General features: G+C 65.1%; 12 protein-coding genes. 8 read left to right on the forward strand and 4 right to left on the reverse strand.

Going from position 1 to position 13178, the window contains the following annotated elements:
• Nucleotides 1-1251, forward strand: coding sequence for a glycosyltransferase family 4 protein (locus tag OSH12_RS00575; RefSeq protein ID WP_266341555.1), 1251 nt, complete (start codon nt 1-3; stop codon nt 1249-1251).
• A gap of 9 nt (nt 1252-1260) precedes the next feature.
• Here OSH12_RS00575 and OSH12_RS00580 read toward each other — a convergent pair whose 3' ends face one another.
• The 3 genes from OSH12_RS00580 to OSH12_RS00590 all read right to left on the reverse strand — a co-directional run bounded on the left by OSH12_RS00580 (nt 1261) and on the right by OSH12_RS00590 (nt 4912).
• Nucleotides 1261-1854 (reverse strand): serine O-acetyltransferase, encoded by a 594-nt coding sequence (locus tag OSH12_RS00580; RefSeq protein ID WP_266341556.1) that lies wholly within the window; start codon nt 1852-1854, stop codon nt 1261-1263.
• A 194-nt stretch (nt 1855-2048) separates the two neighbouring features.
• Nucleotides 2049-4349: a putative bifunctional diguanylate cyclase/phosphodiesterase gene (locus tag OSH12_RS00585; RefSeq protein WP_266341557.1), complete on the reverse strand. Its 2301-nt coding sequence runs from the start codon at nt 4347-4349 to the stop codon at nt 2049-2051.
• Nucleotides 4350-4708: 359 nt separating this feature from the next.
• Nucleotides 4709-4912, reverse strand: coding sequence for a hypothetical protein (locus tag OSH12_RS00590; RefSeq protein WP_266341558.1), 204 nt, complete (start codon nt 4910-4912; stop codon nt 4709-4711).
• Nucleotides 4913-5509: 597 nt separating this feature from the next.
• Here OSH12_RS00590 and xylB point away from each other — a divergent pair.
• Nucleotides 5510-6982, forward strand: coding sequence for a xylulokinase (xylB, locus tag OSH12_RS00595; protein ID WP_266341559.1), 1473 nt, complete (start codon nt 5510-5512; stop codon nt 6980-6982).
• A gap of 8 nt (nt 6983-6990) precedes the next feature.
• Here xylB and OSH12_RS00600 read toward each other — a convergent pair whose 3' ends face one another.
• Complete coding sequence (locus OSH12_RS00600; protein WP_266341560.1) at nt 6991-7788, reverse strand: AraC family transcriptional regulator; 798 nt, start codon at nt 7786-7788, stop codon at nt 6991-6993.
• 81 nt (nt 7789-7869) lie between these two features.
• Between OSH12_RS00600 and OSH12_RS00605 the strand changes: the two genes are divergently transcribed.
• The 6 genes from OSH12_RS00605 to OSH12_RS00630 all read left to right on the forward strand — a co-directional run bounded on the left by OSH12_RS00605 (nt 7870) and on the right by OSH12_RS00630 (nt 13158).
• A complete protein-coding gene (locus tag OSH12_RS00605; RefSeq protein WP_266341561.1) occupies nt 7870-8145 on the forward strand; it encodes a hypothetical protein in 276 nt (91 codons plus the stop codon).
• Entirely contained in the window at nt 8142-8549 is a 408-nt protein-coding gene (locus OSH12_RS00610; protein ID WP_266341562.1) for a hypothetical protein, read from the forward strand. The genes OSH12_RS00605 and OSH12_RS00610 overlap by 4 nt, the downstream gene beginning before the upstream one ends.
• A gap of 167 nt (nt 8550-8716) precedes the next feature.
• Nucleotides 8717-9979, forward strand: coding sequence for an ROK family transcriptional regulator (locus tag OSH12_RS00615; RefSeq protein WP_266341563.1), 1263 nt, complete (start codon nt 8717-8719; stop codon nt 9977-9979).
• An 85-nt stretch (nt 9980-10064) separates the two neighbouring features.
• Nucleotides 10065-11066, forward strand: coding sequence for a sugar ABC transporter substrate-binding protein (locus tag OSH12_RS00620; RefSeq protein ID WP_266341564.1), 1002 nt, complete (start codon nt 10065-10067; stop codon nt 11064-11066).
• Between the two features lie 131 nt (nt 11067-11197).
• Entirely contained in the window at nt 11198-12316 is a 1119-nt protein-coding gene (locus tag OSH12_RS00625) for an ABC transporter permease (protein ID WP_266341565.1), read from the forward strand.
• A 65-nt stretch (nt 12317-12381) separates the two neighbouring features.
• Complete coding sequence (locus OSH12_RS00630; RefSeq protein ID WP_266342413.1) at nt 12382-13158, forward strand: ATP-binding cassette domain-containing protein; 777 nt, start codon at nt 12382-12384, stop codon at nt 13156-13158.
• Nucleotides 13159-13178: the final 20 nt, after the last annotated feature.

Raw genomic sequence — 13178 nt, forward strand, 5'->3', positions numbered from 1 at the left:
ATGCGCATCCTCGTCCTCAGCGCGCTCTATCCACCCGACAGTCGCGGCGGCGCGGAAAATTCGGCCGCCAACCTGACCCGCTGGCTGGCCGGGCAGGGGCATGAGATGGCGGTGCTGACGACCGCTGCATCGCGCGACGAGGAGTTGCACGGCGTTGAGCAGGACGGCGTCCGCATCTGGCGACTGCGCACGCCGCATGTCTATCCGCTCCGCGAGGCGCCCCATGCGGCGCGCTGGAAAAAGCCGATCTGGCATGCGCAGGATCATGTGGATCCACGCAACCGACGAGCGGTCGCAAGGGTCCTCGACGCCTTCCGGCCGGATTTCGTCAATATCCATTTCATCCAGGGCATTGGCTACAACGCGCTGAGCGAGATCGCCGCCCGCCACCTGCCCACGCTGTTCGTGCTGCATGATCTCGGCCTCGCCTGCATGCGAATGTCGATGTTCCGCAAGGATGCCAGCTGCAAGGCCCAGTGCATCGGTTGCCGAGCTTCCAGTTTCTATAAGGCAGGGTTGATCCGTCGCTTCGAGAGGATCGGCTTCTGCTCGCCCTCGCGCGCCAACCTGACGGCTTTGGCAGCGCTTTTTCCGATCGGGCGCTATCCCCATACCAGCATCCCCAACCCGAATTTCTATCCGCTGCCACAGGGGGAGCGGGCCCCGTCCGATCGGCTGCGGCTGCTCTATGTCGGCCGGCTCCATCGCAGCAAGGGCGTCGAAGGGCTGCTCGACGTGGCAGCCACATTGGCGGAAACGCAGCATTTTTCCCTGACGATCGTCGGCGACGGGCCGGAGGGGGAGCGGTTGCGCCGCCGATATGGCGACGCCGAATGGCTCCATTTCCTGGGCCATGTGCCGGAAAGCGAGGTTGGAGATCTCATGCACGACGCGGATCTCCTCTGCGTACCGTCGATCTGGCGCGAAAATTGGCCGGGCGTGGCGGTGCGGGCGCTGGAGATGGGGTTGCCGGTACTGGGCAGCCGGATCGGCGGTCTGCCGGAGTTGATCGATCCGGGCGTCACCGGCGATCTGGTCGAGCCGGGCGACCGCGCGGCCTGGATCGAGGCCCTGCGGCGCGTACTCGTCGATCCAGCCGAGGTGGCGCGCTGGCGGCGAAATGCCGAGGCATTGCGCGGACGTTTCGATCAAAATCGTCTGGGGGAGCGGATGCTGGCGTTCATGGCGACGATCGCGGGCCATCCTGTTGCGGTGCAGAATCGTGCCGAACAGGCCCTCGACGCGGGATAGAACTCGCCCTCACACTGGCGCGCCCGCGCACTCCCCATCGTGGTCAAGAATGCGGGCCGGGATGCCGACGGCGGTATTCCCGGAAGGGATATCCGCGAGAACGACGGCATTGGCGCCAATGGTGACATGGTCGCCGAGGGTGATGGCGCCGAGAATCTTCGCGCCGGCGCAAAGCTGGCAATAATCGCCGAGGCTCGGCGCGCCGGCGATGTCGGGATGATGCCGGCCGAGGGTGACCTGCTGGAAGATCGTGGCGTAGCTGCCGACAATTACCCCGTCGCCAACGACGATGCCGGTCGGATGCGGCATGTACAGCCCGCCGCCAAAGCGCGCGGTAGGCGCGATATGGCAACTGGTCCAGATTGTCGTCGCGTACCAGAGCAGCCGCCGCAACGGCCGGCCAATGAGCGGTAGTCGGCCCAACGCTTCCTGCAGCCGCAGCGACAGCGCCAGCTGGAAGCCGGGCTCCAGCAGAGCGAGACGGAGCAGCAGAAGCAAACCCGCCGGACGGCCCCTGGCCCGCGCCCAGACGTCGAGATCCTGGCCGAGCTTGTTGGCCATGGGCAAAGGAACCGGGCGAACGGAAAGGTCAGGCGCGGTCATGATGCGCCGCCGACTTGGCAAACGGGCCGGATTTCGCGCTGCACCGCGTCCGGGCCGCGAGGCCCTGTCATCGGCCAAGCTGCCGAAGGCCGGAAGTGCAGGTCGCCTTGCCGCATGGATGCCCCCGCATCGCTACGTCATGGCAAGTCTGGACGGTAAACTCGTTGCCGGCAATGCCTGTGTCGCGCGGCGCGTCAGACGGCTTCATCCTGCCGGGTCAGGCTGGCGGCGCTGAAGGTTCGGACGAAATTGGCGACGGCCCCGGCGGGCATTGCCTGGGCGATCAGATATCCCTGGATGATCGAGCAATCCAGGGCGACGACCGCATCGAGCTGGACCTGCGTTTCGACACCCTCGGCGATGATCTCGAGATCGAGAGCGTCGGCCAGCTCGATGATCGAGCGCACGATCGCCCGCGTCTTCGGATCATGCTCGAGATCCCGGATGAAGGAGCGGTCAATCTTCAAACTGTCGACGGGCAGGCTGCGCAGATGGCTGAGCGAGGCGTAGCCGGTGCCGAAATCGTCGAGGGCAAGCGAGAAGCCGAGCCGTCGAAGCTCGGTGAGAGTCGCCGCGATGCGTTCCGCGTCGCGCGATAAAATCGTGGTTTCGGTTACTTCGATGGTGAGCTGCGAACTGGTCAGGCCATTCTGGATGAGCCGGGTATGCAGGTCTTCGGCGAAGCTTGGATGGCGCAGATCGAACGCCGTGACATTCATGTTCACCCGCGTGTGCAGGCCGAGCTTTCCCCAGGCGGAGAGGTCGTTGATGACGCTCTGGATCATCGTCTTCGTCAGCGCCTGGGCGATATCCGGCTCGTCGAAGGTTTCGGCGAAGGTGGCCGGCATCAACGTCCCGCGTTCGGGATGCAGCCAGCGGGCAAGCGCCTCAAAGCCGATCAGCTTGCCTGTGCGCATGTCGAGCAGGGGCTGGTAGAATGGAACGATCTGGCCCGCGTCGAGGGCCAGCCGCAACGCCTTGAGCAAGGTGTACCGGCGTTCCGCATCGTCGCGCATCGTCGGCGCGAAGAAGACGGTGCGGCCGCGCCCGGCGCGCTTGGCGCGGTAGACCGCGATGTCGGCATCGGCCATCAACTCGCCCGAACTGCGTCCATCATTGGGGAAGACAGCCACGCCGGCGCTCAGGCTGATCGGAACATCCTGCTGCTTGACGGCGAAAGGGCGGGCAACGGCCTCCATCATCCGCTTGACGGCGGCGGCCGCGTCCTGGGTGTCCTGGGCGTTGGTCAGCACGACGGCGAACTCGTCGCCGCCCAGCCGGCCGATCACGTCGGATTTGCGGATCGTGGTTCGCAAGCGGCTCGAAACCTCGCGCAGAACCATGTCGCCGGCGTCGTGGCCAAGGCTGTCGTTGATGTCCTTGAAGTGGTCGAGATCGATGATGCAGAGCGCTGCCCGTCGCTTGGCGCGCTTCATCTGCTTCAGCTTTTCCTCGAACCGCTTTTCGAAGTAACTGCGATTGGGGAGCCCGGTCAGCCCGTCATGGTGTGCCAAATGGACGAGTTCGGCTTCCAGCGCGCGATTGCGGGTGATTTCCTCGCGCAGATCGTTCGTCGTGCGCTCCAGCGAGGCATAACTCGCCATCAGGTCGACGGCGCGGGCCTCGAGCAGCTCGTTGGCGTGCAGCAGCTCCTTGTGCTGAGCCTCGATTGCGCGGGTTGCGGCCAGGGTCGGGCCGATGTCGACGTCGGTGACGGTCAATCCCTCGCCATGCGGCGCCAGGCGCAACTGGCGATCGACGATCTTGCCGTCCTGGGGATAGCTTGCGTCGAAGATGTCGGGCAATTGGCTCTCGATGGAGCGGATGAGCCGATCCATCATGCCGCTCGTTTCGGCGAAGGGCCAGACGTCCAGCACTTGCGCGCCGATCAGTGCGTCGGCATGGGTGTTGAGCCGGCGGGCCGATTCCGCGTTGGCGGCGACGAGCGAAAAATTGACGACGGCGCCTTCGCTGTCGCGGATGGCGTTCAGGACGGTAATCGCGTCGGCGCTGATGTTGAAGACGGATCGCAGGACGTTGGTCGCATCTTCTCGCGGCCGGACGTAGCATAAGAGGCAATCGGTGTCGCCGGATCGCACGGGAAGCATCAGCCGCTCGGTGATGCCGACACTGGTGGCGCCGACATTGTTGTGCAGCGCCAGCGCGGGAAGGCGAGAACGCAGAACCTCGAGATAGGTCGCGCGGAACGTGCGCGCGCCGACATTATGTATATCTTCCAGTAATTTACCGGTCGGATCGTGTCCGAATACGGAGACGATGTTGCGGCCGACCTGTTCGTAGATCAGCGATTCTCCGCGGACGCGCATGACCATTATGCGTTCGGCGAGGGGGCTAGCCAGCACATGCTCGAAATGCCGGATGTCCGGGATGTCGCCACGATTTACCGCTGACCAAACGGCATAGAGATCACGGACGTCACTGAAATCAGTGGTCTGCTCTATATCGTGCGAACGGATGTCCACAAAGCTCTTCAAACCGGAGGCCTTCCTAGGTGAACACCTGGACGGAAGCTATAACACCTGTCCTTACAACCGATTAAGTGACTTTGCCGTCAGCTGCAATCGCTGCGATATGCAGTTTTCCCAGTAATCCTGAAATTGCAGCCATTTTTTGGACACAAGTTGAGGCAGCGCCGATTTCCGCGAAAAGGCCTCGCTCGGGCGCGTGGCAATGCGGGGGCTGGGGTGTCCGGGGCGGTCTCGCCGATCGATGGAAATATCGATCCAGTCTGGGCTGGACCGCGCGCCGATGAGCGCGCGGCAGGTTAATTTCGCTGATTGCCAAAGTGCGCAATCGCTTCGACTGGGCAGAATTTGTCCAGACCTGGGATCGATCAGGACGCCTTTGCCAATGTGGGAGCCGGATTGCGGCGGATCTTGCGGGCGGCGCGCTCGGCCGCGACGACGTCGGAGAAAATTCGCCCCTCGAGCGTAGCGAATGTGCCTTCGAGGGCGTGAAACGCAAAGGATCGGCTGCCGGACCGGATCAGGATTCCGGCGGCCTGGTCATCAATCTCGATGATGTAGTTGTCGAACACGGAAGTTCTCCTTTCGCCGCCTGAAACCTTGCGATGCAAGGTTCGGGCCGCGATCGTTATGTGTCGTAGCGTGAGCTGCGAACCGGAAGCGAGGTCCGGCGCGCATCAATGTCGGAAGTCAGTGGACGTTCCCGGTGACGCGACACATTTCGGCTTGCTGGAGAGGCTTACGCAGCGGGGCATTTGCTTTCGGCATCGGAAATCTCCGTCTTGGACTCCAGAGCCACGAACCCGTCGTGACGCTTTAGCGTTTGGTGTCGCGGCGCAAGCTGCTGTTCAAATCACCGCGGCATCGCGTGGGATGCGATGCCCATATGGGGCCGACAGCCCGGCTTGTACCAGCCAAGCATTTCCATTTTTTGACAGTCGGCGAGGATGCCATTCCGATGCCGTGTGCCTGGAGGGAATCTGGCCTGATTCCTGAGGTCGCGACGAGAGCGGCAAGCCCGACAGGGGCGAAAAATGCACCGTGCATCGCCTGCCGACCGGGCCCGGGCGATTGACAAGATCGGCGTCTTGCAAGTTCTTGGGGCGCGCCAGAATTCTTGGGTGCGTCGGCGTTTTTGGGCGCAGCATTGCGGTCCGGGGGGAGAACACATGGCCTGCTACATCGGCATCGACATCGGCACATCGGCGGTCAAGGCGCTGCTGCTCGACGAAAACCAGGCTGTGCTGGCGGAGACGGATGTGGCGCTGCCGATTGCTCGGCCGCATCCGCTCTGGTCCGAGCAGGATCCCGAGGACTGGTGGCGGGCGACGGAAAAGGCGCTTGGTGCGCTGAAGGAAGCCGCGCCGGCAGCCTATGCCTCGACGGCGGCGATCGGCCTTTCCGGGCAGATGCATGGCGCCGTGCTCATGGATAAGGCAGATCGTGTCCTGCGGCCGGCAATCTTGTGGAATGACGGCCGCAGCCATGCCGAATGCGCGGCGCTCGAACAGCGGGTGCCGGATCTCGGCCGCATCACCGGCGTGCCGGCTATGCCCGGCTTCACCGCGCCAAAGCTGCTTTGGGTGGCGCGGCACGAGCCGGAGACCTTCGCCGAGGTCGCGCATGTGCTGCTGCCCAAGGACTATGTCCGCTTCCGCCTGACCGGCGAGTATGTTTCGGAAATGTCGGACGCCGCCGGCACGCTCTGGCTGGACGAGGCCGAGCGGCGCTGGTCGCCGGATGTCGTCGCCGCCACGGGGCTCGATCCCGACGTCATGCCGCGCCTGGTCGAGGGATCGGACGCCGCCGGCACGCTTTCCGCTGCCACGGCTGCCTCGCTCGGGCTCGATCCCAAGGTCATCGTCGCGGGCGGGGCAGGGGATGCCGCTGCCGGTGGCATCGGCATCGGCGCGATCGACGAGGGCGATGCCTTCATCTCGCTCGGCACGTCGGGCCAGTATTTCGTCGTCAACGAGACCTATCGGCCGTATCCGGCCGCCTATGTCCACACGTTCGCTCATGCGCTGCCGGGACGCTGGTTCCAGATGGCCGCGATGCTGAATGGCGCCAGCGCGCTGGCCTGGGCGGCGCAACTGGTCGGCGAGGCGGATATCGGCAAGCTGCTCGCCCGTGTCGAGGCGACGCCAGCGAAGAACAGCGATCTCCTGTTCCTGCCCTATCTCGCCGGCGAGCGCACGCCGCATAACGATCCCTATGCGCGCGGCGTGTTCTTCGGGCTCGATCCGGCGACCGAGACGACCGATCTCGTCCGCGCGGTGCTGGAAGGCGTCGCCTTCTCCTTCGCCGATGCGCAGGCAGCGCTCGCCACCGCCGGCACCCGGCCGACGCGGATGGGCGCGATCGGTGGCGGCGCCAAGAGCCCGCTCTGGATGAAGATGTTCGCCGACGTGCTCGGCGTGCAGATCGTCCTGCATGAGGGCGGCGCCAAGGGGCCGGCCTTTGGCGCGGCGCGCCTGGCGATCCTGGCGGCAACCGGCGGTAGCGCGGCTGCAATCTGTACGGCGCCGCCGATCAACGCCACCATCGATGCCGATCCCGCCGCGACGGAGCGCTACGCCGAGAAAATCGAGCGCTTCCGCCGTCTATACAAGGTTCTCAAGCCGGAATTCGCCCCGCGCTGAGCGGTGCGTCAGGACGGGCGGCCGGCCGCAAAATAGCGGGCCGGCGTGACGCCGAGTTCGCGCCGGAACATGGCGATGAAGGCGCTCAGGCTGTCATAGCCGACATCGAGCGCGACATGGGTGATGGGGTTTCCGGCGGCGATCAGTTCCAGCGCGCGGATCAGGCAGGCGCGCTGGCGCCAGGCGGAAAAGCTCATTCCGGTTTCGTCGATGAAGCGGCGCGTTAGCGTCCTCGGCGCGATACCCGCCCATCTGCCCCATCCGGCGAGGTCCGTTTTCGCGGCGGGGTCGTCGGCGATGGCGCGCGCGATCCGGCGGGCGCGCGGGTCGCGTGGGAGCGGCAGGCTCAGCGGCATCGGCGTCAGGGCGGCGATCTCGTCGAGGATGACGCGGGCGAGGTTGATCTGCGGCGGGCCCAGCTCCCGCTTATCCGGCCAGTTGGCGGCTTTCCGTACCGCCTGCTTCAGGAACGGCGACAGCGCGCCAACGAGAACCGTATCGGGCAGGCCGGCGCAGGCGCTCGGCGCGATATAGATGGACCAACCGGCAAACGGCCCATGCGATCGCGCGCCATGCGGCAGGCCGGGCGGAATCCAGATCGCGTAATCCGGCGGCACGACGAAGTTCGCCGTCTCGCTCACCAGCGACAGCAGGCCGGTATTCGAGCCGAAAAGCTGGCCGCGCGCATGCTGATGCTGGCCGGACTGGACTGCAACGCCGCGCAGATCGGCCACGGCATAGAGCAATGGACCATCCTCGGCATGCGGGATGTCGAGATCGATCGATGAGGCTTGGTTGGCGTCCACGCGACAGAACTTGGCATGGACCCGCAAGCCACGCCAGATCGCGGGGCGTAAATCTCCGGCATCGCTGAACGGAGACCTCCCATGCGTGCAGAAGACATTCTCCCCGATGACGTCGATACCGGCGAATTTGCCAGCACGGTGATCCGCAAGGGCACCGTCGCAGCCTTCCTCGCCAACGCCGCGACCTTCTCGGATCCGGGCGCCGCCTCGGCCGCGAGGGCGATCGCCGAACATCACATCCTCGAAGCCGTGCCGGCGCTGCGGGCGCTTGGCCTGTTCGACGTCATGGAGGTGCGGGACCCGAACCTTCGCCACTGGATCGCGGACTGGACCGGCGTGGGGCGGAGCGAAGGATGATGCTGAATTGCGATGAGTTTCCGCTGGTCTATGTCGAGGATCACGACCACCACGCTTCCGCGCCCGGCGAGCCGTCCTGGCAGGACGAGCTGGAGACGCTGCTGGGTCGGAACCGACCGTTCGTGATCCTCTTCGACGCGCCGCAAAAGGACGAGCATGAGGAGAGCCAGGAGGAACGGCGCGAGAAGGCGATCTGGTTCAAGAGGAACCGCGCCCGGCTGATGTCGCTCTGTGCCGGCGCCATGGTCATCGAAAGCAACGGCCCGACGCCGATGCCGATCCGCCTTGCCGCGCAAGCTGTCGGCAAGGCGCTCGGGCTAGAATTCAGATTTGTTGGTGACGATCGCGCCGCCAGGGAAGCAGCCACTCGTCTTCTTTCAACCAAGGCCCTTGGTTCGGATTGAAGGCCGGCATCAAATCGAAGAAATAGCGACCTTGCATCGCCGCAAAAGCAAGAAATCACATGCCGCGATGCAAGGTCGAATGCGCCTTGACTTGCCTGCCGTTACGCCAATTAACTGTATCAGGTTAAATTAATGGGCGGTCAACGTCCTGCCTGGGGAGGCGTGTTTTGGAGAGGGCCGGCATCGGTCGCGGGAGCAATTCCGCGCAGCTTCGCCGCTACAATGAACGGCTCGTCCTGCAGCGGCTGCGCCGCGCCGGCGAGGCCTCCAAGGCCGATCTCGCCCGTGCTGCCGACCTCACCAACACCGCCATTGGCGGCATCATCCGCAAGCTCGATGATCTCGGCCTGATCGAGGCCGTCGGCAAGCGCCATGATGGCGGCCGTGGCCAGCCGGCGACCATGCTGCGGCTGAACCCGAAGGGCGCTTATGGCATCGGCGTTCGTCTCGACCGCCGCTCGATCGAGACGATCCTAATCGATTTCGACGGCACGCCGCTGGCGCGTCGCTCCTATGACATGGTGCTGCCGGAGCCGGACGAGGCGCTGGCCATGGTCGCGCGCGACGTTCAGGTTCTCCTGGAGCGGCTGGATCCGCAGGCGCGCGAGCGTTTCGCCGGCATCGGGCTGGCGCTGCCCTACAATCTCGGCGCGTGGCTGCGCCGGCTCGACCTGCCGCCCGAAATCTTTCGCCGCTGGGACGATTTCGATTTCGCCTCCCGGCTGGAGGAGGCGACCGGTCTTCCCGTCTTCAGCGAGAATGATGGCAACGCCGCCGCCATCGCCGAGCTGTTCTATGGCCTCGGCCGCCGCGTCGACGATTTCCTCTATCTGTTCATCGGCCCAGCGATCGGCGGCGGGATCGTCGTCAAGGGCGATTGCCTGCGCGGCAGCACCGGCAATGCCGGCGATGTCGCCGTGATCGCGGTGGCGCCCAGCCGGCTGGGGTCTTCGCCCAGATCGGATGATGGGCGCGAACTGCTGATCACCCGGGCGTCGCTCAACGCACTGGGGCGGCATTTGCAGGCACGCGGTGTCGCCGTCACCTCTCCGGCCGACATGCAGGCGGCCTTCGCCGCCGGTCATCCGGCCGTGCAGGAGTGGATCGAGGACGCGGTCGAGGCGCTGGCGCCGGCGATCTGGTCGGCGATCGCGCTGCTCGACGTGCCGCTGATCGTCGTCGATGCCGACATTGACGGCGGCCTGGTCGATGCGCTGATCCGGCGGCTTGCCGTGGCGCTGGACGAGCATGCGCCGGAAGCGCGCCGGCCGCCGCGCATCGTGCATGGCACGCTCGGCCGCGACGCCGGCGCCATCGGCGCGGCCAGCCTGCCGATGTTCTTCAATTTCTCGCCCCGCGCCTCGATCCTGACGGGCGACGACGACAACGAATTCGAGACCGGCCCCGCGCGATACGCCGGTCTCGCATGAAATTCTCGGGAGGAACCGGGAGCGTCGCGGAGAAGCTGGTCGCTTCGCAGGCGCAGAACAAGAATAGACCAGGGAGGGACTGAACATGCTCAAGAAGCTCATGCTCGCCGCCAGCATTCTGGCGGTGTCGGTTGCGCCGGTGCTGGCCGACGAGGTCATCGGCCTGATCACCAAGACGGAGACCAACCCCTTCTTCGTCAAGATGCGGGAAGGCGCGCAGGCGAAGGCCAAGGAACTCGGCGTCACGCTCATCACCGCCGCCGGTAAATATGACGGCGACAATGATGGCCAGGTGGCTGCGATCGAGAACCTGATCGCCGCCGGCGCCAAGGGCTTTGCAATCGTGCCGTCGGATTCGAAGGCCATCGTGCCGACGATCCAGAAGGCGCGTGACGCCGGCCTCAAGGTCATCGTGCTCGACACGCCGCTTGACCCGATGAACGCCGCCGACGCCACCTTCGCCACCGACAACCGCAAGGCCGGCCAGTTGATCGGCCAGTGGGCCAAGGGCACGCTGGGCGACAAGGCCAAGGACGCCAAGATCGTCTTCCTCGACCTCGCCACCAACCAGCCGACGGTCGACTTCCTGCGCGACCAGGGCTTCATGCAGGGCTTCGGCATCGACGTGAAGGACCCGAACAAGTACGGCGACGAGGACGATCCGCGCATCTGCACGCATGAAATCAGCCAGGGCGACCAGGAAAAGGGTCGTACCGCGATGGAGAACGCGCTGCAGAAATGCCCGGACGTGAACGTCGTCTACACGATCAACGAGCCGGCTGCCGCCGGTGCGTGGGAAGCGCTGAAGGCGGTCGGCAAGGATGACGGCAGCGTGCTGCTCGTCTCGATCGACGGCGGTTGCCCGGGCGTCAAGAACGTCCAGGCCGGCACGCTCGGCGCCACCTCGCAGCAATATCCGCTGAAGATGGCGGCAATGGCGCTTGAGGCGATCCATGCCGGCAAGATCCCGGAAATCGATCCGGCCGTCGGCTTCCTCGATACCGGCGCACAGCTGATCACCGCCAAGCCGGTCGATGGCGTGCCGTCGATCTCGGTCGAGGAAGGCCTGAAGCTCTGCTGGGGCTGAGGACATCCGCGCCGCCCTCGGGCGGCCGGATATGCGTCATGACATGGGAGCGCTCCGGCGCTCCCAAACTGCCCTAATGGGTGGGAGCGCCTCAGGCGCTCTCACGAATTGGCGCCGGGGAGGTTGGCCATATGAGTGACAATGCAACGGGTTCGGCTGCGGCCGAACGTGGGTTGGCCGAAGCCGAACCGGGCGGCGTTGCCAGCTTCGACAATGCGGACCGTGGACCCATCCGGCGGCTGCAGGAGATCCTGCATCAATACCCGACCAGTATTCCTTTCATCGTCCTGTTGATCGGCGTCGTGATCTTCTCGTTCGCCGCGCCGGGCAAATTCCTGGCGCCGTTCAATTTTTCTCTGATCCTCCAGCAGGTGACGATCATCGCGATCCTCGGCGTCGCTCAGACGCTGATCATCCTGACAGCCGGCATCGACCTCTCCGTCGGCGTCATCATGATCCTTGCTTCCGTGGTGATGGGACGCACGGCCGTCGTTTATGGCGTGCCGGTGGAGATCGCTTTTCCGCTCGGCCTGCTGGCGGGTCTCGCCTGCGGCTTCGTCAACGGTCTCATCGTCACCAAGCTGCGCCTGCCGCCCTTCATCGTGACGCTCGGTACCTGGAGCATCTTCGGCGCCCTCAATGTCTGGTATTCGAAGAGCGAGACGATCCGCCAGGCCGACATGCAGGAGAGCGCGCCCTTCCTGCAATGGACCGGCACGATCTTCAAACCCTATGACTTCTTCGCGCGGATGGGGCTCGATCTCGGCTTCCTGAAGGGATGGGTGCTGAACTACGGCTCGATCGTCATGCTCCTCGTCGCGGCCGTGATCTGGTACGTCCTGAACAAGACGGCGTTCGGCCGCCACGTCTACGCCTCGGGCGATGATCCGGATGCGGCGCGCCTCGCCGGTATCAACACCGATCGCACGCTGATCGGCGTCTATGCGCTGGCCGGCTTCATCTGCGCCATCGCCGCCTGGGTTCTGATCGGCCGCATCGGCGGCGTCAGCCCGCAGGCAGGCCAGACCGCCAACCTCGATTCCATCACCGCCGTGGTGATCGGCGGCACCAGCCTGTTCGGTGGCCGCGGCTCGATCGTCGGCACGCTGGTCGGCGCGTTGATCGTGGGCGTGTTCCGCAACGGCCTCGCGCTCTCCGGCCTCGAACTGCTCTGGCAGGATTTCGCCGTCGGCGTGCTGATCATCGTCGCCGTCACCATCGACCAGTGGATCCGGAAGATTTCATCATGACCCATGAAGCTGGAACCACTCATGTTGCGGGATACGCACCCGCCGCCGCGCTCGCGCCGGACACGATGGTCGTGCCGGCGCTCCAGGCTCGCGGGCTCAACAAGCGATATGGCCGCGTCGTCGCCCTCGACAATGCCGATTTCGACCTGATGCCGAACGAGATTCTCGCCGTCATCGGCGACAATGGCGCCGGCAAGTCGACCCTGATCAAGGCCCTGACCGGGGCGGTCAGTCCTGATCATGGCGAGATCTGGCTGAACGGCGAGCCGGTCGCCTTCAAGAGCCCGATCGAGGCGCGTAATCTCGGCATCGAGACGGTGTACCAGAACCTCGCTTTGTCGCCCGCCTTGTCGATCGCCGACAACATGTTCCTCGGCCGCGAGAAACGGCGCGAGGATTTCTTCGGCCGCATGTTCCGGACCCTCGACAAGACCTACATGCAGAAGATGGCGCGGCAGAAACTGACCGAACTCGGCCTTCTGACGATCCAGAACATCAACCAGCCGGTCGAGACGCTATCGGGCGGCCAGCGCCAGGGCGTCGCGGTGGCGCGCGCCGCCGCCTTCGGCAGCCGGGTCGTCATCATGGACGAGCCGACGGCAGCCCTCGGCGTCAAGGAATCGCGAAAAGTGCTGGAGACGATCCTCAGGCTGAAGGAGCGCGGACTGCCGATCGTGCTGATCAGCCACAACATGCCACACGTGTTCGAGGTGGCCGATCGCATCCATATTCACCGCCTCGGCAAGCGCATCGCGGTGATCAACCCGAAGCGGCACACCATGTCGGACGCCGTTGCCATCATGACGGGCGCGATGGCGCCACCGGCGGACGAAGCGGCCTAATCGGAGCGCTTTCCGTTCGC

The organism is Kaistia terrae, assembly GCF_026344005.1.
Classification (GTDB): domain Bacteria; phylum Pseudomonadota; class Alphaproteobacteria; order Rhizobiales; family Kaistiaceae; genus Kaistia; species Kaistia terrae.

Excerpts from the sequence above, each read along its gene's own strand:
- OSH12_RS00575 (WP_266341555.1), top strand. The coding sequence starts at position 1 with ATGCGCATCCTCGTCCTCAGCGCGCTCTATCCACCCGACAGTCGCGGC.
- OSH12_RS00580 (WP_266341556.1), bottom strand. The coding sequence starts at position 1,854 with ATGACCGCGCCTGACCTTTCCGTTCGCCCGGTTCCTTTGCCCATGGCC.
- xylB (WP_266341559.1), top strand. The coding sequence starts at position 5,510 with ATGGCCTGCTACATCGGCATCGACATCGGCACATCGGCGGTCAAGGCG.
- OSH12_RS00605 (WP_266341561.1), top strand. The coding sequence starts at position 7,870 with ATGCGTGCAGAAGACATTCTCCCCGATGACGTCGATACCGGCGAATTT.
- OSH12_RS00610 (WP_266341562.1), top strand. The coding sequence starts at position 8,142 with ATGATGCTGAATTGCGATGAGTTTCCGCTGGTCTATGTCGAGGATCAC.
- OSH12_RS00620 (WP_266341564.1), top strand. The coding sequence starts at position 10,065 with ATGCTCAAGAAGCTCATGCTCGCCGCCAGCATTCTGGCGGTGTCGGTT.
- OSH12_RS00625 (WP_266341565.1), top strand. The coding sequence starts at position 11,198 with ATGAGTGACAATGCAACGGGTTCGGCTGCGGCCGAACGTGGGTTGGCC.
- OSH12_RS00630 (WP_266342413.1), top strand. The coding sequence starts at position 12,382 with ATGGTCGTGCCGGCGCTCCAGGCTCGCGGGCTCAACAAGCGATATGGC.